General features: G+C 67.8%; 18 protein-coding genes. 12 read left to right on the top strand and 6 right to left on the bottom strand.

The window, feature by feature from the left end; all coding sequences use genetic code 11:
• The first annotated feature begins 29 nt into the window (after nt 1-29).
• The 4 genes from G0Q01_RS09175 to G0Q01_RS09190 are packed head-to-tail and all read left to right on the top strand — an operon-like array spanning nt 30 to nt 4,491.
• Complete coding sequence (locus G0Q01_RS09175; RefSeq protein WP_164213300.1) at nt 30-1,019, top strand: ABC transporter substrate-binding protein; 990 nt, start codon at nt 30-32, stop codon at nt 1,017-1,019.
• 36 nt (nt 1,020-1,055) lie between these two features.
• On the top strand, nt 1,056-1,859 hold the full coding sequence (locus tag G0Q01_RS09180) for an ABC transporter ATP-binding protein (protein WP_164192440.1): 804 nt from the start codon (nt 1,056-1,058) through the stop codon (nt 1,857-1,859).
• Nucleotides 1,856-3,451: an ABC transporter permease gene (locus G0Q01_RS09185; protein ID WP_235939911.1), complete on the top strand. Its 1,596-nt coding sequence runs from the start codon at nt 1,856-1,858 to the stop codon at nt 3,449-3,451. Before G0Q01_RS09180 ends, G0Q01_RS09185 begins: the two co-directional genes overlap by 4 nt.
• Nucleotides 3,448-4,491, top strand: coding sequence for a glycosyltransferase family 4 protein (locus G0Q01_RS09190; protein ID WP_164192443.1), 1,044 nt, complete (start codon nt 3,448-3,450; stop codon nt 4,489-4,491). Before G0Q01_RS09185 ends, G0Q01_RS09190 begins: the two co-directional genes overlap by 4 nt.
• Before the next feature lie 296 nt (nt 4,492-4,787).
• Here G0Q01_RS09190 and G0Q01_RS09195 read toward each other — a convergent pair whose 3' ends face one another.
• The 4 genes from G0Q01_RS09195 to G0Q01_RS09210 are packed head-to-tail and all read right to left on the bottom strand — an operon-like array spanning nt 4,788 to nt 9,119.
• A complete protein-coding gene (locus G0Q01_RS09195; RefSeq protein ID WP_164192446.1) occupies nt 4,788-5,867 on the bottom strand; it encodes a glycosyltransferase family 4 protein in 1,080 nt (359 codons plus the stop codon).
• Between the two features lie 46 nt (nt 5,868-5,913).
• The gene (locus tag G0Q01_RS09200; RefSeq protein WP_164192450.1) at nt 5,914-6,921 is read right to left on the bottom strand and encodes a glycosyltransferase family 2 protein; all 1,008 of its coding nucleotides are present in this window, start codon (nt 6,919-6,921) and stop codon (nt 5,914-5,916) included.
• A gap of 23 nt (nt 6,922-6,944) precedes the next feature.
• Nucleotides 6,945-7,865 carry a glycosyltransferase family 2 protein gene (locus G0Q01_RS09205; RefSeq protein WP_164192454.1) on the bottom strand — a complete coding sequence of 307 codons (921 nt, stop codon included), beginning with the start codon at nt 7,863-7,865 and terminating at the stop codon, nt 6,945-6,947.
• A 3-nt stretch (nt 7,866-7,868) separates the two neighbouring features.
• Nucleotides 7,869-9,119 (bottom strand): oligosaccharide flippase family protein, encoded by a 1,251-nt coding sequence (locus tag G0Q01_RS09210; RefSeq protein WP_164213301.1) that lies wholly within the window; start codon nt 9,117-9,119, stop codon nt 7,869-7,871.
• A gap of 254 nt (nt 9,120-9,373) precedes the next feature.
• Between G0Q01_RS09210 and G0Q01_RS09215 the strand changes: the two genes are divergently transcribed.
• The gene (locus G0Q01_RS09215; protein WP_164213312.1) at nt 9,374-10,543 is read left to right on the top strand and encodes a polysaccharide biosynthesis/export family protein; all 1,170 of its coding nucleotides are present in this window, start codon (nt 9,374-9,376) and stop codon (nt 10,541-10,543) included.
• 126 nt (nt 10,544-10,669) lie between these two features.
• Here the strand turns inward: G0Q01_RS09215 and G0Q01_RS09220 are convergent, their stop codons facing one another.
• Nucleotides 10,670-12,064, bottom strand: coding sequence for a WecB/TagA/CpsF family glycosyltransferase (locus G0Q01_RS09220; RefSeq protein ID WP_370526699.1), 1,395 nt, complete (start codon nt 12,062-12,064; stop codon nt 10,670-10,672).
• A gap of 249 nt (nt 12,065-12,313) precedes the next feature.
• On the opposite strand from G0Q01_RS09220, the gene G0Q01_RS09225 reads away from it, so the two are divergent.
• From G0Q01_RS09225 to G0Q01_RS27070, 4 genes are all read left to right on the top strand, one after another.
• Nucleotides 12,314-12,928: a response regulator transcription factor gene (locus tag G0Q01_RS09225; RefSeq protein WP_108970121.1), complete on the top strand. Its 615-nt coding sequence runs from the start codon at nt 12,314-12,316 to the stop codon at nt 12,926-12,928.
• A gap of 143 nt (nt 12,929-13,071) precedes the next feature.
• Entirely contained in the window at nt 13,072-14,538 is a 1,467-nt protein-coding gene (locus G0Q01_RS09230) for a hypothetical protein (RefSeq protein ID WP_235939912.1), read from the top strand.
• Nucleotides 14,539-14,561: 23 nt separating this feature from the next.
• Nucleotides 14,562-15,818 (top strand): O-antigen ligase family protein, encoded by a 1,257-nt coding sequence (locus G0Q01_RS09235; RefSeq protein ID WP_164213302.1) that lies wholly within the window; start codon nt 14,562-14,564, stop codon nt 15,816-15,818.
• Between the two features lie 135 nt (nt 15,819-15,953).
• The gene (locus G0Q01_RS27070; protein WP_164192464.1) at nt 15,954-16,133 is read left to right on the top strand and encodes an integrase core domain-containing protein; all 180 of its coding nucleotides are present in this window, start codon (nt 15,954-15,956) and stop codon (nt 16,131-16,133) included.
• A gap of 219 nt (nt 16,134-16,352) precedes the next feature.
• Here the strand turns inward: G0Q01_RS27070 and G0Q01_RS09245 are convergent, their stop codons facing one another.
• Nucleotides 16,353-18,695, bottom strand: a complete 2,343-nt coding sequence (locus G0Q01_RS09245) for a response regulator transcription factor (RefSeq protein WP_203594955.1) — start codon at nt 18,693-18,695, stop codon at nt 16,353-16,355.
• Nucleotides 18,696-18,837: 142 nt separating this feature from the next.
• Here G0Q01_RS09245 and G0Q01_RS09250 point away from each other — a divergent pair, with 142 nt between their 5' ends.
• From G0Q01_RS09250 to G0Q01_RS09260, 3 genes are read left to right on the top strand one after another with little or no spacing between them, the layout of a single operon-like run.
• Nucleotides 18,838-19,866, top strand: a complete 1,029-nt coding sequence (locus G0Q01_RS09250; protein WP_164192470.1) for an ABC transporter permease — start codon at nt 18,838-18,840, stop codon at nt 19,864-19,866.
• Entirely contained in the window at nt 19,866-20,750 is an 885-nt protein-coding gene (locus G0Q01_RS09255; protein ID WP_164192474.1) for an ABC transporter permease, read from the top strand. The genes G0Q01_RS09250 and G0Q01_RS09255 overlap by 1 nt, the downstream gene beginning before the upstream one ends.
• Before the next feature lies 1 nt (nt 20,751).
• The gene (locus G0Q01_RS09260) at nt 20,752-22,398 is read left to right on the top strand and encodes an ABC transporter ATP-binding protein (RefSeq protein WP_164192477.1); all 1,647 of its coding nucleotides are present in this window, start codon (nt 20,752-20,754) and stop codon (nt 22,396-22,398) included.
• The last annotated feature ends 3 nt before the right edge of the window (nt 22,399-22,401 follow it).

Genomic DNA, 22,401 nt, shown 5'->3' on the forward strand with positions numbered 1-22,401 from the left:
CTAGTCTCTTTTCCAACCGGGAGGGTCCCATGCATTTTCTGACACCCACACGCCGCCTTTTTCTTGGGGGAGCGCTGTCCGCGGCCGGAGCCATGCTGCTGGCGCCGCGGCGGGCGAGCGCGCAGGACGCCGTCGCCCTGCAACTGTCTTGGCTGCACTCGGTGCAGTTCGGCGGCAGCTACATCGCCCTAAAGAACGGCTACTGGAGCGAGGCGGGACTCGACGTTTCGCTGCTGCCCGGCGGACCAAACGCGCCGGTTGAGCCGCCGGTGGTCGCGGGCACGGCGCTGATCGGCATCTCGGCGGCGGATTACACCGCCGCGGCGGTGAACCAGGGAGCGCCGTTCAAGATCATCGGCGTGGCCATGCAGAAGAACCCTTTCGCCATTGCCTCGCTGCCGGACAACCCGGTCAGCAGCCCTGCCGACCTGGTTGGCAAGAAGATCGGCATGGCGCTGGCCAATACCCCGGTGCTGGAAGCGCTCTGCGAGATCAACGGCGTAAAGATCGACGAGATCGAGGTGGTGCCGACCCAATACGACGCCGCGCCGCTGGTGCAGGGGCAAGTGGACTGCCTGCTGTGCTGGGCCACCGACTTGCCCGTGGCGATGGAGATGCAGGGCGTGGAATGCGTCACCATGCTGCTCGCCGATCACGGCTACGCGGTGCACTCGCAGACCTACATCGCCACCGAGGACAGCCTCGCCAACCGCCGTGACCAGCTTGTCGCGCTGATGAAGGGCGAGGTCATGGGCTGGCAGGACTACCAGGCCGATCCCGAAGCCGCCGCCGCGCTCACGGTTGAGATGTTCCCCGAAGCAGGTCTCGATCTCGCGACGCAGAAGCTGCAGGCCGAGCGGCAGGTGCCGCTGATGTTCTCGGAGCTGACCGAGGCGGAGGGGTTCGGCTGGTTCACGGACGAGACCGTCGCCGCCAACGTCGAGACGCTGGCGCTTTTGGGCAAACCCGTCTCGCCCGATCTTTGGGACCGCTCCATTCTGGAGGAGGTGCATGGATAGGACGCGTCACGCGACCGCGCGGGTCGCTGTGGGCCAATGAGCCAGTCTCCCGAGGGCTTCCCCGATATCCATCTTGTCGGGGTGGCCAAGAGCTTTGCGGGGGCGGGCCGACCGGTCGAGGCGGTGGCGCAGGTCGATCTCGTTCTCGACGGCGGGCAAATGACCGCGCTCGTGGGGCCCTCGGGGTGCGGGAAGTCGACGCTGCTGCGGCTGATCGCGGGGCTCGAGCGGCCATCCGAGGGACGGATCACCATCGGTGCAGAGAGCCCCCACGAGCTGCGCCAACGTGCCGGTCTGGCCGTCGCCTTTCAGGATGCGGCGCTCCTGCCATGGCGCACGGTCGAGAGCAATATTGCGTTGGGGCGGGCCTTGGCGCGCAAACCGCGCGACCCCGAGATGATCGCCGAGCTCATCACGCTGGTCGGGCTGTCTGGCTTCGAGCGCCGCCGCCCGGCGGAACTGTCGGGCGGCATGCGCCAGCGCGCCGCCATCGCCCGCGCCCTGGCCGGAGAACCCGAACTGCTGCTGCTCGACGAGCCTTTCGCGGCGGTGGATGCGCTGACCCGCGACCGGCTCAACGCCGAGTTGCCGCCGCTCTGGGAAGCGCGTGGCGCGACGTCGGTCCTGGTGACCCATTCGGTGGCCGAGGCGGTGCGCCTGTCGGACCGGGTGATCGTGCTGACCCCGCGCCCGGCGCGCGTCGCCGCAGACATCCCGGTGCGCCTGCCGCGGCCGCGCGGTCCAGAAGCACTTGCCTCGGGAGAGTTTCGCGCGCTCTGCACGCAGGTGACGGATGCGTTGCGCGACCACCAATACCCCGAAAGTGTCGCGGCGCAATGAGCGAAGGCCGAGGAGCCCTGCGCGGCGGCCGCACCGCTCTGCGCCGGGCGCGTCCGCTGCCGCCCGGGCTCGGCCTGCTGCTGGTCCTGCTGATCTGGGAGGGCGCCGCCCGCGCAACCGCGGGCAGTTTCATCATCGCGGCACCGAGCCAGATCGTCGCCTATGCGGCCAACAACGCCGGGCTGCTCTGGCGGGCACTGGGCACCACGTTGGCCTCGGCGGCGCTCGGGTTCTTCTGGGGCAATCTCGCCGGGGTGCTGCTGGCGCTGCTGGCGGTGCTGGTGCCGCGCGGCGAAAGGCTTCTTTCGACGTTGGCGCTGCTGGTCTTTTGCCTGCCGCTCGTGGCCACGGGGCCGATCCTGCGCGTGCTCTACGGGCCGGGCAGCGGCCCGCAGGTAACGCTGGCGGCCCTGGCAGTCTATTACACCACCTTTCTGCCTGTCCTGGTGGGGCTGCGCGCCGCGCCGCAGGGCTGGTTCGACCTGCTGCGCAGCTACGGACGCGGACGAATGACCGCGCTGCGCGAAGTCCGGCTGCCCGCGGCGCTGCCCTACCTCGTTGCCGGTCTGCAGATCGCCGCCCCGGCGGCCTTTCTCGGGGCGATGGTCGGCGAGTTCACCGGCGCCGAGCGCGGGCTTGGCGTGCTGACAGTGCGGGCGTTGCGGGCGCTCGACCTACCTGCGACATGGGCCATCGCGGTGATCGCGGCCGGTGTCTCCATGCTGGCCTTCGCGGCGGTCGGCGCGCTTGGCCGACGTCTCGACCTTGCCCCGCCCGAGGTGCTCATGGCACCGCCCGTCGCGCGCGGCCGGCGAGTTTGGGACGCACCCGCGCAGGCGCTGCTGGCGCTTGGCGTGACGCTGCTGATCTGGAAGGGCAGCATGGAGCTTTTCGGCGTGCCGCGCTTCTTTGCAAAACGCCCCGAGGATGTCTGGAGCTACCTGGTCACTGGTGCCAGTGCCGGGGCGCAGCGCGCGCGCCTCTTCGGGGCGCTCGGAGAGACGCTGGCGCTGGCCGGGCCGGGCTATCTGGCGGGACTGGGGCTGGGCGCGGGGCTGGCCCTGCTGCTGACGCTTCTGCCGCGCCTCGCGCGGGTGGTGCTTCCGCTGTCGATCGCGCTGCGCTCAATCCCGATCATCGCCACGGGGCCGCTGATCGTCTGGGCGTTCGGGCGCGGCACGGCGGGCACCATCACCGTGGTCGCGGTGATGATCTTTTTTCCCACGCTGATCGCCTGCCAGCACGGTCTCGCCCGCACGCCCCGCGCGGTGCTCGACCTTTTCGACGTCTATGCCGCCAGCCCGCTGCGCCGGCTGCTTGGCGCGCAGCTTCCCGCCATGCTGCCAGCCTTCTTTGCCTCGGCGCGCATGGCCATCCCCGCCGCCATCCTCGCCGTCACCACCGCCGAGTGGCTGGCCACGGGGCGCGGCATTGGCGCGCTCATGGCGACGGTGGCCTCGACCTCGGATTACGGCATGCTCTGGAGCGCCATCGCCCTCGTCGGGCTGGCAGCGGTGCTGGCCCATGCGCTGGTGGCCGCACTAGAGCGCGCGGTTCTGGCCCGTACCAGCGCGGAGCAGCTTGTTCGATGAGACCCTGCGCCTTTGCAATCCCCGGCGACCACCGCCAGAAGACCGGCGGCTTCATCTACGAGCGCCGCCTGTTGGAAGAACTGCAGGCGGTGGGCCGGCACGTGACACACATCGCGCTGCCCGCAGGGGCGGCGGCGGCGGAACAGAGCGCGGCGCTGCGCCGCGAGGTGTCGGAAGTGCTGGAGGCCCTGCCGCCGGATCAGCCTCTCATCCTCGACGGGTTGGTCTTCGCGGCGATGCGCGCCGAGGCGCTGGCCCGTCTGACCTGCCCCGTGGTGGCCATGCTGCATCATCCCATGGGGATGGAGCAGGGGCTGGCTGCGGATATTGCGCAGCATCTTCTGGCGCAGGAAAGAACGAACCTCTCGCTTGCAGCCGAGATCGTCGTCACCAGCCCGCACACGCGACAGACATACATCGGTCTTGGCGCTGACCCCGCGCGGATCACCGTGGCGCTGCCCGGACATGACGGGCCGCGCGATCTGTTGCGCGTCGAGGCGGGCCCGCGCATTCTCTCCGTCGGCCTGCTGGCGCGGCGCAAGGGGCATGACGTACTGATCCGCGCACTTGCGCGCGTCGCCGATCTGGAGTGGACGGCCTCGATCGTTGGCAAAATACATGATGCGGAGGTTGCCGACGAGCTGGCCCTTCTGATCGCTGAGCACGGGCTTGGAAATCGGGTCGCGCTGACCGGAGAACTGCCCGACGCGGCGCTGGCCGAGGCCTACCGCAAAGCGCGCATCTTCGCCCTCGCGACCCGCTACGAGGGATATGGCATGGCGCTCGCCGAAGCGCTCTGTCACGGGTTGCCGATCGTGAGCTGCGCCACCGGCGCGGTGCCCGGCACCGTCGGGCAGGCGGCGCTGCTGGCCGCCCCGGATGATCCCGCGGCCTTCGCCGGACACCTGCGGACCCTGCTCCTGTCCCAAGCGGCGCGGGACGAACTTGCCCGTCGCTCCCGCGTGCTGGGCCAGAAGCTGCCGCGGTGGAAAGACACCGCGGCGGTTATGGGCCTCGTCTTGGACGGCCTCCACTGCTGAAACCGGGACTGTGCCGTGTGAACCGCTCCGAGTATGCCGAAGGCTGATGTCGTCTTGTTGCGCAGCGATGCCTTCAAGTTCCTGAGCGGCGTGGAAGTCTGCCTCTGCTCACGCTGGCGGGACGTTCCCGCTCAGCTCCAGCAGGTGGCGGTTGTTGAGTCAGTCCACCCATTCAAGCACGGCATATTCGCCGGCCTCGGTGCGCGAACAGAAGTCCGCACCCCTGAGGCCGGCTGCATGACCGCACCCGATCACATGCTCAAAGGTCCCAAGGGTCCATTGCCTCGAAGGGGGCCTCAATTCACGGCTGCCCGGGCGAACGAGGGTATCTCAGCTTCGGCAAATCGAGCACTGGTCAAGCAGGTACCTTCCATGATCAGACGGCGCCAGCCATCGCGCGTTGCAGTTTCTGCGAGGGCGGCGAGAGCGATGCGCTCATCAGAGGTCTGGCTGGAGGTCGCATTTTCTAGAAGCGCTTGCGAAAGTTCGTCCACGGCGCCCGGCCGAACCAGTGTGACCCCGGGGCCAGCGTGGTCGCGCAATCCATCGATGCTCGTGGCGACCAGGGGGCGTCCGGCAACACGCGCTTCGAGTGCGGCGATGCCATAGGCCTCCCAGCGGGACGGCATCGCCACCACATCGACTTCGGCCATCGCCAGAGCCGGAACCGCGACATGGCCAGGGAACTCGATGCGCGCATCCCCGGCCGCGAGCGATTTCAGCATGGCGAGATCGGCGCCGGCGCCATAGAGGCGCAGGGTCTTGTCTTGCCCGGGGATTTTGCGAAAGGCCAAGATCAGCGTGTCGAGACCTTTCTGGCGGTCGAGGCGTCCGAAGGCACCGATCACGCGCGGCCGCGCGCGGGGTGCCGGCAGAGAGGCAAAGTCCGAGAGGTCGACAGCCGGGCGAATGATCTCGAGCCTGTCCCATGGCACGAGGCCACGCGCGCGCAGCCATTCGCCCTGCGCGGCACTCACCGCCACCACTTTGTCGAAAAGAGCGTAGGCGCTTCGCAGGAGCGTGAAGAAACGCGCCCGACTGGGCACATTCAGCGCGGTGAAAGCCGCGGTGTAGCTGTGTTCGACATGGATCATCCGTGCCGAGGCGTGGCGGGCGCGCAGCGCAATGAGGCTGGGCAAGGCCCGCCAGTTCACCGAGAGGTGCGAGACGATGACCTCGGCGTCCAGCGACAGCCGACCGATCTCGCCGCGACTGACCGGGCGCAGGATATGCTCCGCCGCCTCGGCGAGCGCAGCATCGCTTTTCAGGAAATCGAGATACCGCATGACGCCGCCGGGCGTGGTGTCGTCGACGAGGTGGATCACGCGCTTCCGATCAAGGGACGCGCTCGGGGCAGGGGGTCTGAAGAAGGTCATCGGGCTGGCTCCTTGGTGTTTTCGTGGGGATCTCGCGCCAAGGGCATCAGGCCGGGGCAGGCCGCGTGGCCATCCGGTGCAGGGCGCGCCCCAGCGGTCGGTCGACCAAAGTCGCCGCGACGAGGGTGACACACGAGCGGATCGGTTCCTCGATCAACGGCCGGGGGGAACTTGCGAGCGCGCGGCGCAGCAGCCTCCGCGCCTCGGCGCCGCGTCCGTCGCTGACCGCCCGCCGCGCGAGGTAGCGAAGCTGGTAGGCGCGCGCGGCGGGTGCATGGCGGCCAAAAAACTGCGGATCGAGCGGTGTCAGCTTCTCGACCATACGCTCCCAGGCCGCGAACTGGCGGTCGGTCGCCGCGCTCAGACCGCCCGAAGTGATCCGGTAGCGTGTCAGAAGGCCGGGGATACCCTCTATCTCCCAGTCGGTGCTCAGCGCGAGGCGCAGCCAGCATTCGATATCCTCGGACTGCCGGAAGGTCTCGTCAAAGACCCAGTCGCGCTGCTGCTCACCCTCGGGGCGCCAGGCGATATCCTCGAGCGCGGTGCGACGAAACACGGGCACGGAGCCGTTGCCGATTGGATTGCGCTTGAACACATGCGCCGCGCCGATGCCTGTCAGCCGCGGCTTCTGGGCACGCCGCATGAGCGCGCCGGTCTCGTCCATGAGCTGCGAGCCGCTGAACGAAAGGCCGACGAGCGGGTTCGCCTCCAGATGCGCGACATGCGCGGCGAGCTTGCCGGGGGCCCATTGGTCATCGGCATCGCAAAAGCCGATATAGTCTGCGCGGGCTGCGGCGATGCCGCTGTTGCGCGCTCCGGCGAGGCCTCGGTTCGCCTGGCTCACGATCCGCACGCGCGGGTCCTGCCGGCGGACAGCCTGGGCGATCATCGGCGTGTCGTCGGTCGAGCCATCGTCCACCACGATGATCTCGAGCCCTTGGCAGGTCTGCAGCCTGAGGCTTGCGAGCGTCTGCTCCAGCGTCGCCGCGGCGTTGAAGGCGGGCACGACGACAGAGGCAATCGGGGCGAGCGGGGCGTGGCGAACATGGGACATGGAACGGCTCCTCGGAGTATGTCTCAGCGTGAAAACAGGGCGCGGCGCATCGGCGCGGGCAGGGCGGGCGCGATCAAGGCACCGGCGAGCGTGCCGCAGCCGCGGTGCATCGGGGTCAGGAAGCGGGCCGGGGCAAGCGCGAGACCCCGCAGCGCGAGGCCGAGCGCGGTGGTGCCACCAAGACCGACGCGCAGCGCCCGGCGCGCGAGGTAGCGCAGATGCACCGCCTCGGCCTGCGCGTCCGGCTGGAAGCCGAAGCGTGCCGCGCTGTCCAGCGCCATGGCCCGGCCCGCGCGCATGCGCTCGATGTCGGCAGAGAGCCCGCTTCGCGAGACCCGATAGTGTACGAGGACCCTGTCGATGGGGTCGATCCGCGCGCCGATGCCCACGAGACGGATCAGCCAGTCGAGATCCTCGTTGTGGACCATCTCGCGGCGCAGTCCCCCGCTCTGGGCAAACACCCTTGCCCGAAGCGCGATGTTGGACATCGTGCAGACCGGGTTCTCGCCCAGGAGCATCGGGATGCTCAGCGGCGCGGAGGGAACGCTGGAGACCGAGCGCGCATCCTCCGCCCGGCGCTCGAAGAAGGAGACCCTGCCGAAGGCGCCGTCGCAGGCCGGGTCGGCAAAGGCGGCCTCCAGCGCGGCCAGCTTGTCCGCTGCCCAGAGGTCGTCGGCGTCGCAGAAGGCGAGGAGTTCGCCGGATGCTTGCGCGGCCCCATGGTTGCGGGCGTCCGACGGGCCCTTGCCCGGGTTCTCCAACACGCGGATACGCGGGTCCGTCGCGGCGGCGGTACGCAGCAGCGCGTAGGTCGCATCGGTGGATCCATCGTCGACGCAGAGCGCCTCCCAGTCGGTCACCGTCTGCGCGCGCAGGCTGGCGAGCGTGTCGTCAATGGTCTTGGCGGCCTGATAGCAGGGCACGATGATCGAGAAGCGGGGCATGGGTCAGCTCCTTTGGGGGCGCGGGCCGAAGCCGGCAACGAGGGCGGGAAGGGACGCCGCACCCATGGTGAGGCAGGCGGTGGCGAGATAGCCCCAGGCCAGCGCGGTCAGGCCGAAAGGCGACATGACGACCGTGTTCAGAAGCAGCGCGCCGGTGAGCAGCATGGTCGCGCGCAGCTCCTCGCCGGTGCGCCCCTCGGCGCGCAGCCAGCCGGCGGCGCCCGACCAGAGGCTCATCGGGATGGCCGCAAGGCACAGGATGCTCACCACCTCGGCGATGCCTTCCCACCCGGCTCCAAAGAGCAGCGGCACGTAGACGGGGGCCAGTGCGGCCTGCAGCGCCACGGCCGGGGCGATCACCGCAAGGCTCAGCAGGATGCCCTGACGCAGCGCCTCGGCCCGGTCCGTGGCGCGGCAGAGATGCGGGAAGATCACCACCGAAAGCGCCACCGAAAAAGACGAGGCAAGGCCGAGCCCGGCATTGAAGGCGAGGAAGTAGAGGCCGAGCATCTCGGGCCCCATAAGAAGGCCGATGAGCAGCTTGTCGGCCTGCATGCGCAGGGCCTTGACGATCTCGATGCCCAGAACTGCGGCCCCGAAGCGGCTGAACTCGGAGATTGGCGCGCCTATGGTGCTCTGCGCCGCTCTCCAGGGCCGAAGGCGGCGCATGCAGACCAGCCAGATCGGCGCGGCGAGGATGCGCGGCAGCACCAGTGCCAGCGCGCCGGGCCAGAGGAGCGCGAGCAGCGCCGCCATGAGGTTTGCACCCACCACCTGTCCGCCGGCGATGGCGGCGGTCTGCCGCATCTTGCCCTCGCGCATGGCCAGGGCCGCCTGCACGAGCCCGGCGGGCATGAAGAGGTACTCGAGCGCCAGCAGCGCGATCAGGCCACCGACAAAGACGCTGCCGCCAAGCGCAACGACCAGACCGGCGACCAGCAGCTGCAGCCCGAAAAGCCCGGCGCACCAGAGCGTGAAAATCCTCCGCGCGGTCTCGCAGGTGGCTTCAAGCCGGTGTTCGGGGGCGGCGATGATGCGCTGCCCCACGCCGTTCTCGGTCAGCGCCTTGAGGATATCCGCCGCCGCGAGCGCCGCCGCTGCGAGGCCGATGGCCTCAGCCTCCATGGTGCGCGACACGGCGATGACGACCAGCAGGCGCGAGGCCTTCGCCGCAACTTCCGACGCGCCGTAGGACAGCAGGTTCCGCACGAGCGGAACTCCGGTGAGCGCGAGAAGGGCATGGGGCAAGGGCATTGGCGGAACCTTTGGTATCTGGTTCCACGAACTTGCCGCATGGCGGGCCGCGGCGTCGCCTGCGCGGGCGGACAGTTGCATGCTGCCCACGGACAGCCGGCAATCCGATGGGATATGGCGTCAACCCTAGCGGGAACGTGGATCCGCCCGACGAGATTGCCTAACACTGGAATTGGACCTTACCGGCCCCTTAGTTCCGACGGAGAGTTTGCGTGTTCCAGCCAAGTCTAAAGGCAGCCTCGATTCTCGCGCTCATGGCGGCAAGTGGCTGCGCCAGCTACGACAGGCCCGACAATCTTGGATTGGTGGCAGAGGGCCGCGATTACCAGGCGCAGTGGCGCGAGCCCGAGGTCAGTCGCGCCAACGCCCAGTTCCTCCGCTCCCCGGCGATCAATGCCCAGTCGTGCCGCGCCCCGCTCGGCGGAGGCGACGGCAAGGGCAGCGGCCTCGCCGCGGCCTCGCTGCGTGGCGAGCGGCTCACGCGGGGCGATCTTCTCGACATTAGGGTCGAGCAGGACGAGACCTTCAACGGCTCCTACGAGGTGTCGCGCGACGGCACGATCCGGCTGCCCTTCCTCGACGCGATCCCGGCGCAGGGTCGCACCGTCGACGAAATCGAGGACCGTCTCGCCGCCGCTCTCATCGCCGAGGAATTCTACGGCGACAGGCCGCGCATCTCTGTCAGGGTTCTCGATCTCGCCCCGGTCAGCGTCGGCGTCTCCGGCGCGGTGTTCGAGCCGCACCGGATCGAGGTCGGCGCACTCGGGGCGGACCAACGCGACGGCGTGCGGATCAGTGCCATGGGTGCCTCGACCGAGGCGCGCAACCTTTCCGCCGCGCTGCGCGCCGCCGGTGGCGTGCGGCCCGATGCCGATATCTCGGCGATTGAACTGCGGCGCGGCGGGCAGCTCTACAAGCTCGACATGCGCGGTGTCTTCGAGGGCGAGAACGTGGTCGACGTGATGCTCGTCACCGGGGACGAAATCCGCGTGCCGAGCCGCCAGTGCTTCCAGGAAGACCTCATGCGGCCCTCGCCGATCAGCCCGCCGGGCGTGTCGCTCTACCTGTCGAACCTCACCCAGCCGGCCAGCAGCAATGCGCAATCCGCCGTCGGGCGAGAGGTGCGCGAGGTGCCATGGGGCACGCGCTACATGCAGGCGGTGGTCGATACCAACTGCGTCGGCGGGCCGCGCGCCACCAGCGCCGATCGCTCGGCGGTGCTGTTCAGCCGCAACCCGGTGACGGGGGTCTCGGCTGTGATCGAGCGCAACATCGAGGACTTGCTGCGCCGCGCCGACCGCGACGACTACGACCCTTACCTGCTGCCCGGCGATTCCATCGCCTGCTACGACAGCACCGTCACCAACCTCACCGAGGTGGCGAAGCTTCTCGGCATCGTCGGCGTGGTCTCGTTCCTGCGCTGATCGTGGCCCGGGCCGAGCGCCTGTCCTTCAACGGCCAGACTCGAAAAGACCCGGCGCGGGGGACGGCGCCGGGTCTTTCTTCCGTTCGCGTGTCCGCTGGGGCGCGGCGGGGCGGATCCTAAGGGATCAGTAAGCCCCGCGGCCGGACAGCACGGTGCGGAAGGTCAGGAAGATGATCATCAGGTCAAGCAGGGTGGAGCGGCTCGCGCCGTAGGCGAGATCCATGTCGATCATCTTGTCGAAGGAAATGTCGGCGCGGCCCGAGATCTGCCAGAGACCGGTTATGCCGGGCTTCACCTTGAGGCGCCCAAGTGCCTGTGCGGGATAGGCGGCGACCTCCTGCGGAAGCGCGGGGCGGGGGCCGACGAGCGACATTTCTCCCCGCAGGACGTTGAAAATCTGCGGCAATTCGTCGAGCGAGCTGCGCCGCAGGAAGCGGCCGACGCGGGTCACCCGGGGATCGTTCCTGGATTTGAAGCAGATCCCCGCGCGGTCCGATTGCGCCAGAAGCGCGGCGCGCCGCTCCTCGGCATCCGTGTGCATGGAGCGGAATTTCAGCACCGAGAAGGGCACGCCGTCCTTGCCGACGCGGGTCTGCCGGTAGAGCGCGGAGCCGGGGCTGTCGAGCCGGATCGCCAGCACGACCAGCAGCAGCAGCGGCGAAAGCGCGACCGCGGCCAGACCGGAGAGGGTCAGATCAAGCAGGCGCTTGCGCAGGGCGATCGGCTCGACCGATCCGAGCGCATGCAGCGCGGCGCGCGCCAGGAAGGTGGCGTTGCCGATCAGGTAGCGACCGGCCAAGCGGCGCGGCTCAATCGCCAGCCGCCAGACCCATTCGCAGCGCGCCCGCCGGATCGCGACAGGGGCGCGACGGACGTTGCCTGCAAGAAAATCCAGCAGGGCGCCGACACCGAGCCGAATGCGCGGAGCGAGCCGTTCCGCGTTTCGCGCGAGCCAGACATCCTGCCGCGGCACGCCCATGGCGACAATGAGGATATCGGCGCCGGAGGCGTTGATGGCGTCGATCGCGGCTGTCTCGTCGGCGGCGCCGCTGAAGCCGTCCCGCGTGCCGACCACGCGCAGGCCGGGCAGATCGCGGCAAAGCCGGTCCGCCGCGCGCTCGGCTGTGCCGGGGGTGCCCCCGAAAAGGAAGACCGAAAGACCCCGCTGTCGGGCCGTGCGCAGCAGGGCCGGCACGAAATCGGTTCCATTGAGATTCGCCGTGAGTCGCTGGCCAGTCATGCGCGCCGTCAGGTCGACGCCGATGCCATCGGGAAGTATCATGTCCGCCTGGCGCAGCGCGTCGGCGTAGGAGGTATCGCGCGCCATGACGTTCGCGCAATGCGCATTGAGAAAGGCGACGGTCCTCCGCCCGGGCGCCAGCACGGCCTCGATCGTGGCTTGAGCGGTGGCGTCGACAACCGGCAGGCCGATCACTTCGCGCGTCGGCAGGGCACAGTCATCTCTCTGAATTTTCTGAGTATTCAGTGCGTGGAATTCGGTTTCGGCGGCGTGTTTCACGGGCGTTCTCCCAGGGGTCAATCGTTGTTGACCCAAAGGTTGACGACGCAGCGACTCGGTTCAACGGAGCGTCGGGAGAACCCATCGAGCCTGACAGGTGAAAGCCTCGCTGCGGGTATCGAAAATCTGTCCCACCGGATAGGTCGTCTGTTCTGGCGGATCAAAAATGCATTTTTTCGCAACTCCTGCGTGTCTACGCGCTATCTTAAGGCGCGGAGGAGAGACCATTGCCGAGGTTAGGGAGTTTTCATGCGCCTGTTGATTGCCGACGATCATGACCTTCTGAGGGACACGCTCGTCATTTTTTTAGAGTCTGCGAGCGACATCGCGGTCGTCACTGCTGCGAGTTTCGGCGAGGCCGAAAGGTTGATCGAAAAGGACGGACCGTTCGATCTCGTCCTGTTGGATTTCAACATGCCGCAGATGGCCGGCCTGTCCGGCCTCGAGCGCCTGCTTGCCCGCCCGGAGCAGCCCCGGGTGGCGCTGATCTCTGGTGAGGCCCGGCGCGAGGTCGCGGAGAAGGCGCTGGCAATGGGAGCCTGCGGCTTCATCCCCAAGACGCTGACCGCGCGACGGCTGGTGAACGCGGTGCGATTCATGGCCATGGGCGAGGTCTACGCGCCCCTCGAGTTCATGAGCGGTCCCGAAACGCGGGAACTCCACCCGCTGGCCGAGAAGCTGTCGCGCCGCGAGCAGCAGGTCGCCAAAGGTCTGACCGAAGGCAAGTCGAACAAGGAGATCGCCCGAGACCTCGACCTGCAGGAGCCGACCATCAAGCTCCACGTGAAGACGCTCTATCGCAAGATCGGCGCGTCGAACCGCACCCAGGCCGCGCTGATCGCGCGGGAGGTCGGTCTCGCCTGAGGGGTCCTGCGTCGCGATCCCTTCGGATAGTGGGGCGATGCCATCAGCCAGCCGGCCTCGCCCTCACGGTGCTCTGCTATCCGGCGGCGCAGGGGACCCCGGAGGGGAGGGCGCGATAGACTGTCGGATGAAGGAGAGCTTCCATGTCCGACATCACCGCCAGCGGGTCCGCCCGCCGACACGCCCCGATCCCCGGCCTGCTGCGCACGCCACCGCGCGAGCTCTCGCTGGGGCGGATCTTCGGCGGCGGACGGCCGAGCGACCTCGTCCGCCTGCCGCGCTACCTGATCCTCGCGTCGCTGGGGGCGGTGGCGATCTGGGGCCCGATCACAACCTACCTCAGGAAGGCGCCGCTCAGCTTCAGCTCCGAGATGTCGCTGATCCTGCCCGGCTCCGGCGCAGCGGCGTCGCTGAACCTCGCCGATATCGGGCAGGCGTCTTCCTACGCCAATTCGGCATTCTCCTCGAACGCGATCAGCCCGACCGAAACCTACAAGCGCCTGCTCAGCGCCGACCGCATCGTCGATGCCGCGGCGACCACGCTGGGAGAAGAGCCGCGAGCCATCGGGCGGCCAAAGGTCGAACTTGTGGACCAAACCGGGCTGATCCGGGTGCAGATGAAGGGTCCCACCCCCGAAGACGCCCGTGACCGCACCGAGGCGCTGCGCCAAGCGTTCTTCACCGAGGTTGACGCGCTGCGCGTTGACGAGCTGTCGGTGCGCGAGGCCGGGGCGCTGTCGGCCATCGAGGACTATCGCGGCTCGGTCGCCGACACACGGCAGACCATCGCTGCGCTCCAGGCTGAAACCGGCTTGGTGTCCTCGGCGCAATACGATCGGCTCGTCGCCGCGGCGGACGATCTGCGTTCAGATCTGGCCGGGCTCGCCTCGAACGTCGCGCAGAAGACGGAAGCTGTTGCCGCGCTCTCACGCAGCCTGGGCATCGCGCCCGAGCAAGCAGCGGTCAGCATCAAGCTCTACGCCGATGCCGACTACACGGCTTTGCTGGACGAAATCGCATTGCACACCGCGGCGCTGGCGCAGGCGGGGGCTCGATATGGCCTGCGCCACCCCGAGGTGACCGCCGCGCGCGCGGCGCTCGACGCGGCGCGGACCATGGCCCGCACGCGCGCCATGGCCCTGACCGGCCTCTCGGCTGACGCGGTGGCGGCGCTCGATCTCGCGCAGCCCGGAGCGCGGGCCGAGCTGCTCGCGGAGCTTGTCCGCGAAGAGGCCGCGCGCGAGGGTCTGCTCTCCGAACGCGATACGGTGGCGCGCCGCCTCGATGCCGAGACCGCGCGTCTGAACAAGCTGGCACCCGTCGCGGCGCGGCTCGAGGACATGCAGCGCGACTTCTCGGTGGCCGAAGCGGTTTTCGCCTCGGCCATCGCGCGCAGCCAATCCAGCAAGGCCGACATCTACGCCTCCTACCCGCTGGTGCAGGTCCTGGAGAACCCCTCGTTGCCAGACCGGCCGACCTCGCCCAATCGCAAGTTGGCGCTCGCGGCCGGGGGGGCGGCGACTATGATGCTGCTCTTGGGGTTGTTCCTCGCCTGGATCCGCCGTCCGCTGATCGGGCGCATCCTCGCCCGTCCCCTCGGTGCGCCGTGACCGGGCGGGGCCGGCCCGACGCCATGTCACCGCCCGAGGCCCTGGCCTGGCGCGTCATGGTGATGACATGGGTGTTCTACGGGATGGGCGCGCTCTACGTGGTCGGTCCGGTGCTGGGCTGGACCTTCGCAGGCATGGCGGTGCTGGCACTCTACTTGGGACCGGCGATCCGCCCTGATCTGCGCGCAACGGGGCCGGTTCCGGCTTTGGTCTGGCTCTGGCTCGCGGGCATGCTGGTCATGCTGGTCGCGCTCTGGGGCGGGCACCTGGGCTGGGGGCTGGGTCTCAAGCAGACCATCAAGTCCTCGATCGGCTGGGCCAAGGGCTGGGCGCTGGTTGCGCTCTTCATCCTGGCGGGCGCCGTGCTGCCGATCCGCCGCGAAGTCTTGATCCGCGGACAATGCGCCATCGGTTTTTGGACGCTGGTGCTCGCGCCGGTGCTGCTCGCCGCGCCTTACATAGGTATGCCCGAACGCATCTTCACCTCACCGCTGAAAGCCATCGGAGGGCCGGGGCCAGAGTATTTTTCGGTCTATTTCTTCACCTATGATCCCGCCTCATGGACACCGCGCTGGCAGTTCTATCTCCCTTGGTCTCCCTTCGCGGCACTGCTTGGCGTGGTCATGGTGCTCTTTGCGCTCGAGGAAAGGCATCGTGGCTGGATGGCGGCGGGGGTCGGGGCCGGCCTGCTCATGATCCTCGCCTCGAAATCGCGGATGGGTCTCGTCGGGCTGGTGGCCTGCACGATCGGGCCCCGCATGCTGCCGCAGGTTCTGCGCAGTGCGGCTTGGCTGGCGCTCTCTGGCGCCACTGCATCTCTTGCGGTGTTGGGCACATGGCTCCTCACGAGCGCCCAGGCGAGCGTCGCGGCCTTTAAGGGCGCTCGTGCCGACAGCACACGGGTGCGCGAGGCTCTGCAACGCATCGCCTTCGAGCGGTGGCGGGAAGAGGCGCCATGGTTTGGGCACGGGACCGTGCAGCCGGGCCCGCATCTCGTCGAATACATGCCCATCGGCAGCCATCACACCTGGTTCGGTTTGCTCTTCGTAAAGGGGCTGGTGGGTTTCGGCGCGCTTTTCGTGCCGCTGGTGGCACATCTCGTGGTCGTCGTCGCTGACGCAACCCGCCATCCGCGCGGTCGCCTCCCGCTGGGTATTCTGATGACGCTGATCCTGCTCTCTTTCGGAGAGAACCTCGAGATCGAGGCCTATATGTTCTGGCCGGCGCTCTTGATGCTTGGCGTGCATCTTCGCGAGATGGCGGATGCGCGCGCGCCTTGATGCGCGTCTGTGGATGCCCCCTCGTTGGCAAGCATAATCTTCGCTGCGTCGGCGGGGTCTTCGATTGGATGAGGGTGTCCCCGAAAACCGGACACCCTGCTAAGCTTGCCGCCAACGATGACGAGGAAGAACAGCGTGGCTGGCAAACGAAAGACTTACGGCGCCGCGTTCAAGGCGAAGGTGGCGCTTGGGGCGATCCTTGCAGGCATCGGCAAGTGGATGACCTTCTACAACACCGAGCGCCCGCATTCGGCACTTGAAGGCAGAACACCGGTTGAGGCCCATCAGGGCCCCGGCCCCAAGGCGGCAGCATGATCACCAGCCAAGCTCAGCAGCGCCGCAAACCTGTCCGGGAAATGGGGTCCACCTCAGTGCATCGTCAAGAATGATGGAAGAATTCAAGCTTCGAGTTGTCTCCTACGTCATCGTCACCCCGCTCGGAACGCCTGATCCGCCGATCAGGTTGGTGCGGGTTACGATACCAATGACGCGCCCGCAGGCTGCGCGCAGAGGCGCCAAAACGCGCTTGCCCGATCACAGCCACCCAAGTGCATTGGCCGCCTGGATAGCTTCGCTTCGTTTCTTCGCTCCGAGCTTCGCGTAAAGCCGGGACAGGTGAAACTTCACGGTCGGCTGCGCGATATTCAACGCTTGCGAGATGCGCTTGTTGGGGTAGCCCCCGGCAATCAGCTGCAAGAGCTGGGCCTCGCGTTCGGTCAGCCCCCCGGCGCGCGCCTTGGCCTTGGGCGTCGAGATGGACGCGGCGTATTTCGACAGGGTTGCGCGTATGTCCGGTGCGGTTTCGAGATGCTGGCGAATGCGCGCCTCGCGCAGCAGCGGCGCAAGGAAGATCCGCTGCTCGGAAAGCACGCCGAAACAGCCCAGCCGGGAGGCCGACAGAAGCGCGGCCTGCAGCTGGCTCCGAGCGCCGGCGGTGTCGCGGCGCTTGTGGGCAAGGTGGGCACGCCAGATCTTCAGCGCGACGGTTTCCCGCAAGGTTGCTTTCGGGTTGCTCTCGAGCGCAGCGAGTTGGCGGTCGATGTCAGGACCGGGCGCGGGGTCCTCGACGAGGCAGCGCAGGCGGGCCATAGCCAGCGCGATGGCGTTGCGGTCGTTGAGCTGCGCCAGCCAAACCGGGGTCATCTCCTCGGTCGGGACACTCTGCGTGGCGCGCAGGCTCTGCAGCGTGGCGGCCGCTTCGCCGATGCGGCCCTCGTTCTGATAGGCGGCGGCGGTGCGGATCTGGACGGCCTGCAGCAGGTCCATCCGCTCGGCAAGGTGCAGCCACAGACCGTCGAGGAACCCGGGCCGGATGCTGGCGGGGTAGTGGTCCATCACCGCCTGCGACGCATAATGGATCGCGAAATGGAACAGGCTCGGCCAGATTTCGGCACGCGCGAAGACGTCGAACTCCTGCTCGACAAAGGTCACGAGTTTCTGGGGCTGGCCCTCCTCGTAGGCCAGCGCCGCCTCCGCAAGATGCAGCATCCGGAATTCCTGTTCGACCGGATGCGTGACGGATTGCAACTTATCTCGCGCGATGCGCGCGGCGGGGCGGGCCAGCCGGACGTCGCCGTTCGTCAGGTGCAGCACGGTCAGGTGCAGATGGATGAAGAACTCGAGCAGCGGATGGCCCCCGATCTTGCGGAAGTAGATCAGCGCGCGGGCGGCGGCGGCCTCGGCCTCGCGGAAGTTCCGGCGCCGGATCTCGAATTCCAGCAGAGCGTTGTAGAACGCCGCCCATTTCTGATCGTCGCCCACCGGGTAGTCGGCCATGAACTCGCCGAGCCGTTGCAGCATCGCGTCGGAGGGCGTCATGTCCTCGCTGATCATCATGTTCAGGCGAAAGCGGCGCGCCGCGAAGGAGAACCGCGTCCCGCGTGACAGCACCTTGAGCGGGTCGAGATAGTCCGAGCCAAGGTGCTTGGCGACCAGCTGCCGGACGCGCTGGAACTCGCCCTGTTTCATCAAGGTGCGGGTGATCGCGAAGAGCACCGTCTCGTTGGTCGCAACGACTTCCGGAGAGAAGCGCAGGACGATCCGGCTGAACTCGTCGAGGTTTGACTCGTAGATCAGTTCGAGCCCGCGGGAATGCGCAAGGATCTGCGCAGCATGGGCCTCGTGCCCGTGGTCGAGCAGCAGCGCCATGGCGGCGAGCGGGCGGTTGGCGGCCTCGAGGGCGGTGGCGACCTCGGCGACCGAGCCGGAGTTGGAGAAGGTTTCGATCCGCGCGGCCACGGCCCTGCGCAGGGCCTCGGTCAGGGCGGATTGGGCGTCGGGAGCGCTGAGAAGGAAGGGCGGCAGCGCGTCGCACCAGTCGTCGTCGGGGCCCGGGGTCGGGTCTTCGAGCCAGATCGACAACCGGGTCGTGGGCGCGGGAGAGAGCTGCGCGAGGAAGGTCTCGCCGACGTAGGCCGCGGCCAGGTCCGGGTCAGGCGTCGCCGCGAGCGGCAGAAACGCCGGCCAGCCGGCGTAGCTTTCCAGAAGCCGCCGCGTCAGGGCCGCGGGCAGGCGGGTGCCAATCTCTGCGGCGCTGAAGCTCAGCGCGCGCGCATCAAGCGTCTGTGTGCCGCCGTGCAGGAGCCGCCGAGCAAGGCCGGTGATCTTCTGGCTGGGACGGTGCGCGATCACCAGGTGCTCGACGCTCTCCGCCACCTGAGCCGGCAAGCGCGCGGTGCGCGCCGAGCTCGGCACATCCCAGAACAGCCAGCCGTTCTGCACATCGCTTTCGCGCGGGGTATGCAGCACGCAGACCGAGGCCCCCATCTGGTCCGCTGCGTCGCGCATCAAGACCGATTTCCCGGCGCCGGCGGGCGCGCGCAGGAAAATCGTGCCGGTCTGATCGCTCAGGACGCGCTCGATCAGCGATTTGCGCAAGATTCTTGCGGGCGGGGAGGGATGGAGAAACATTCATAAACCTATACCAATTTTATTAAAACCCATACCAGACCCAAATTGTCGAACCCTCGACGCTGCAGAATAGTCCGCCGAAAGAGACCAACCGGGAGGTTTCCGGCTGATGCAGCAAAACCCGTTCTTAGCGATCCTGACCCGACTCGGCACTTTCGTGCTGGTGATGGTCGTGCTCTCGATCATGATTTTCGTTCTGGCCCGGGTGGTGCCGGGCGACCCTGCCCGCATGGCACTGGGCCCCACCGCCACGCCGGAACAGGTCAGCGCCCTGCGCACCGAGATGGGGCTCGATGACTCCCTGCCGGTGCAATACGTCTCCTACATGACGCGCGCCCTGCAGGGCGATCTGGGCATGTCGCTGCTGTCGCAGCGGCCGGTGACGGTGGACCTTGGCCAGACGGTTCCGGCGACGGTCGAGCTGGTGCTGGTGGCGGTCATCATCATGTTCGCCGTGGCCATTCCGCTCGGCGTCATGACCGCCCATTTCCGCGATCGCTGGGTCGACCACGTCGGGCGGCTGTTCTCGCTCGTCGGCGTGACCATTCCGAGCTTTCTCTTCGCCATTTCGCTCCAGCTTCTGGCCGCGCGCTACTTCGGGGACTGGCCGATCATCGGGCGGATGGATCACAGCCTCGGCTTTGCCGGCGGGCCGACCGGGCTGATGCTGGTGGATTCGCTGCTCGCCGGGCGGATGGACGTCTTCGTCTCGGCGCTGCAACACCTTGCGCTGCCCGCCGTCGCCCTGTCGATGGCCGGGATCGGTCAGATCACCCGCATCACCCGCTCGGCGATGCTCGAGAACCGCCGCAAGGATCACGTGCTCACGCTGCAGAGTTTCGGCGTGCCGGAACGGGTGATCATCTTCCGCTACCTGCTGAAGCTCTCGTCGATCGCGCCGCTGACCATCATGGGGCTCGAGTTCGCCTCGCTGATCGGCAACGCTTTCGTCATCGAGATGGTCTTCTCCTGGGGCGGCTTCGCCTCCTACGGGCTCAACGCGATCCTCCAGAAGGACCTGAACGCGGTCACAGCAGTCGTGCTGGTGTCAGGCCTGTTCTTCATCGTCGCCAACCTGATCGTCGATGTGCTGATCGCCATCATCGATCCCCGCATGCGCCGAAAGGAGGCCCGCTGATGGCCGAGGTTAAGATGGCTCTGGACGGAGCGAACAAGGACCTGAGCGCAAGCTACATGATGTGGTACCGCTTCAGCCGCAATCCCGCGGCGGTGATCGGCAGCCTGATCGTGCTCTCGGCGGTGATCTTCGCGATCCTCGCGCCCTATATCACTCCAAAGCCAGAGGACGTGGGCGCCGTGGTGAACTTCCGCGCGCGCCACCTGCCGCCGGATGCGACGCATTGGTTCGGTACCGACAAGGTCGGGCGTGACATCTTCTCGCGCGCCGTCTTCGGTCTGCGCATCTCGCTCTTGCTGGTCATCGGCGTGCTCGGGATCTCGGTGCCGATCGGCACGGTGCTCGGCCTCGCCGCGGGCTATTTCGGCGGCTGGACCGAGCGGATCATCACCGGGCTGACCAACGTCATGCTGGCGATGCCGCCGCTGGTGATGGCGCTGGCCGTGTCGAACCTGCTCGAGCCCACGCTGATGAACGCGATGATCGCGATCACCCTGCTGTGGTGGACGTGGCATGCACGGCTGATCTACGCGGTGTCGAAATCGGTGGCGTCCGAGGACTTCATCGAGGCCGCACGCATCGCAGGGGCCGGCCCGATGCACATCCTCTTCCGCGAGATCCTGCCCAACTGCGTGTCGGTGATCTCGGTCAAGACGACGCTGGACGCGGCCTTCGTGATCCTCTTCGGCGCGACGCTGAGCTTTCTCGGTTTCGGCGTGAAACCCCCGACCCCGGACCTCGGCTCGATGGTCGCCGACGGGCGGCAGTTCATGCCCGACTTCTGGTGGGAGGTGCTTTGCCCGGGGGCGGTCATTCTCTACGTCACGCTCGGCTTCAACCTTCTGGGCGACGGTCTGCGCGACATGTTCGATATGGAGGGCTGAGATGAGCGACGCACTTCTGAAAGTCGAGGGACTCGACGTCCTGTTCACCTCCTACGGCCAGACCCGTCAGGTGCTCCGCGACATCTCCCTCACCGTCGGCGCGGGCGAGCGCGTTGCGCTGATCGGCGAGACCGGCTCGGGCAAGTCGGTCACCGCCAAGGCGATCCTCGGCACGCTGCCGCGCAATGCGACGGTGAGCGCCGGCCGCATCGAGGTCGAGGGGCGCAACGTGCTCGAGCTGCCGCGCGGCGAGCGCGATGCCCTGAAAGGGTCGGCCTTCTCGCTGATCATGCAGGACCCGCTGTCGTCGTTCAATCCGGTGTTCAAGATCGGCACCCACCTCGACGACGTGCTGCGCTTCGCCGACAGCCGCGAGGGGGTGAAATCGAGCCGCGCCGACCGGCGGGCCCGCATCGCCGCCGTGCTGCGCCGCGTACAGCTGGCCGATCCGGACCGGGTGATGAACGCCTATCCGTCGGAACTCTCGGGCGGCATGCGCCAGCGTGTGCTGATCGGCCTCGCGCTGCTGCACCAGCCGAAGCTGCTGATCGCCGACGAACCGGGCACCGCTCTTGACGTCACCACGCAGGACGAGATCCTCAACCTGATCAATACTCTGGTGGCTGAGGAAGGCATGGCGCTGCTGATGATCACCCACAACCTCGGGGTGGTCCGCAAGGTGGCCGACCGCGTTGTGGTCATGCGCCATGGCGATATCGTCGAAGCCGGGCCCTGCGCGAAGATCCTCTCGGCGCCCGAACACCCCTACACCATCGGGCTGCTCGACGCCGTGCCGCCACTCTATGGCCCTCGGGTGCAGACCCAGCAGATCAGCGCGCAGGCGCCCATCGTCAGCGCGACCGGGCTCGGCAAGCAGTTCGGCCGCCAGAGCAAGCGCTTCACCGCGGTGAAGGACGTGACGATCACCCTGCGCGAGGGCGAGATCTTCGGCCTCGCGGGGGAGTCGGGCTCAGGCAAGACCACCGTGGCGCGGATGATGATGGGGCTGTCGCGCCCCACCTTCGGCAGCGTCTCCGTGGACGGCACGCCGAACCCCGGCCGCCCGCTGGCGCAGATCGTCTACCAGAACCCCGGCACCTCGCTGAACCCCAAGCGGACGGTGAAGCAGAGCCTCGGGCTTCCGCTGAAATACGCCGGGCTGTCAGGCGCGGCGCGCGACGCGCGCATGGCCGAGCTGATGGAGCTGGTGCGCCTGCCGGTGTCCTACCTCGCGAAGTATCCGCATGAGCTGTCGGGCGGGCAGAAACAGCGCGTTGCCATCGCCCGTGCGCTGGCCGCCGAGCCCAAGGTGCTGATCCTCGACGAGCCGACGGCGGCGCTCGACGTGTCGGTGCAGAAGACCGTCATCGAGCTGTTGCTGCAACTGCGCGAAGAGTTGGGTCTGACCTACTTCATGATCTCGCACGACCTGTCGCTGATGCGCAATTTCTGTTCGCGCCTCGCGATCATGCTGCGCGGCGAAATCGTCGAGGAAGGCACGACGCCCGAGGTCTTCGCCGACCCGAAACATCCCTATACCCGCGCGCTGATCGCGGCGATCCCGGTCGTTACCGACGATGAGGAACGCCAAAAGCCCGCGGTGAGCCCGGAAGAGCGCGCAGCCTTTCTGGTCAAAACCACTGATTGATGA

Origin of the sequence: Salipiger sp. PrR007 (genome assembly GCF_010499845.1) — a bacterium.
GTDB classification, from domain to species: domain Bacteria; phylum Pseudomonadota; class Alphaproteobacteria; order Rhodobacterales; family Rhodobacteraceae; genus Salipiger; species Salipiger pacificus_A.

Coding starts and splice junctions, on each gene's coding strand:
- G0Q01_RS09175 (WP_164213300.1), top strand. CDS start 30: ATGCATTTTCTGACACCCACACGCCGCCTTTTTCTTGGGGGAGCGCTG.
- G0Q01_RS09180 (WP_164192440.1), top strand. CDS start 1,056: ATGAGCCAGTCTCCCGAGGGCTTCCCCGATATCCATCTTGTCGGGGTG.
- G0Q01_RS09185 (WP_235939911.1), top strand. CDS start 1,856: ATGAGCGAAGGCCGAGGAGCCCTGCGCGGCGGCCGCACCGCTCTGCGC.
- G0Q01_RS09190 (WP_164192443.1), top strand. CDS start 3,448: ATGAGACCCTGCGCCTTTGCAATCCCCGGCGACCACCGCCAGAAGACC.
- G0Q01_RS09195 (WP_164192446.1), bottom strand. CDS start 5,867: ATGACCTTCTTCAGACCCCCTGCCCCGAGCGCGTCCCTTGATCGGAAG.
- G0Q01_RS09200 (WP_164192450.1), bottom strand. CDS start 6,921: ATGTCCCATGTTCGCCACGCCCCGCTCGCCCCGATTGCCTCTGTCGTC.
- G0Q01_RS09205 (WP_164192454.1), bottom strand. CDS start 7,865: ATGCCCCGCTTCTCGATCATCGTGCCCTGCTATCAGGCCGCCAAGACC.
- G0Q01_RS09210 (WP_164213301.1), bottom strand. CDS start 9,119: ATGCCCTTGCCCCATGCCCTTCTCGCGCTCACCGGAGTTCCGCTCGTG.
- G0Q01_RS09215 (WP_164213312.1), top strand. CDS start 9,374: ATGGCGGCAAGTGGCTGCGCCAGCTACGACAGGCCCGACAATCTTGGA.
- G0Q01_RS09225 (WP_108970121.1), top strand. CDS start 12,314: ATGCGCCTGTTGATTGCCGACGATCATGACCTTCTGAGGGACACGCTC.
- G0Q01_RS09230 (WP_235939912.1), top strand. CDS start 13,072: ATGTCCGACATCACCGCCAGCGGGTCCGCCCGCCGACACGCCCCGATC.
- G0Q01_RS09235 (WP_164213302.1), top strand. CDS start 14,562: ATGTCACCGCCCGAGGCCCTGGCCTGGCGCGTCATGGTGATGACATGG.
- G0Q01_RS09250 (WP_164192470.1), top strand. CDS start 18,838: ATGCAGCAAAACCCGTTCTTAGCGATCCTGACCCGACTCGGCACTTTC.
- G0Q01_RS09255 (WP_164192474.1), top strand. CDS start 19,866: ATGGCCGAGGTTAAGATGGCTCTGGACGGAGCGAACAAGGACCTGAGC.
- G0Q01_RS09260 (WP_164192477.1), top strand. CDS start 20,752: ATGAGCGACGCACTTCTGAAAGTCGAGGGACTCGACGTCCTGTTCACC.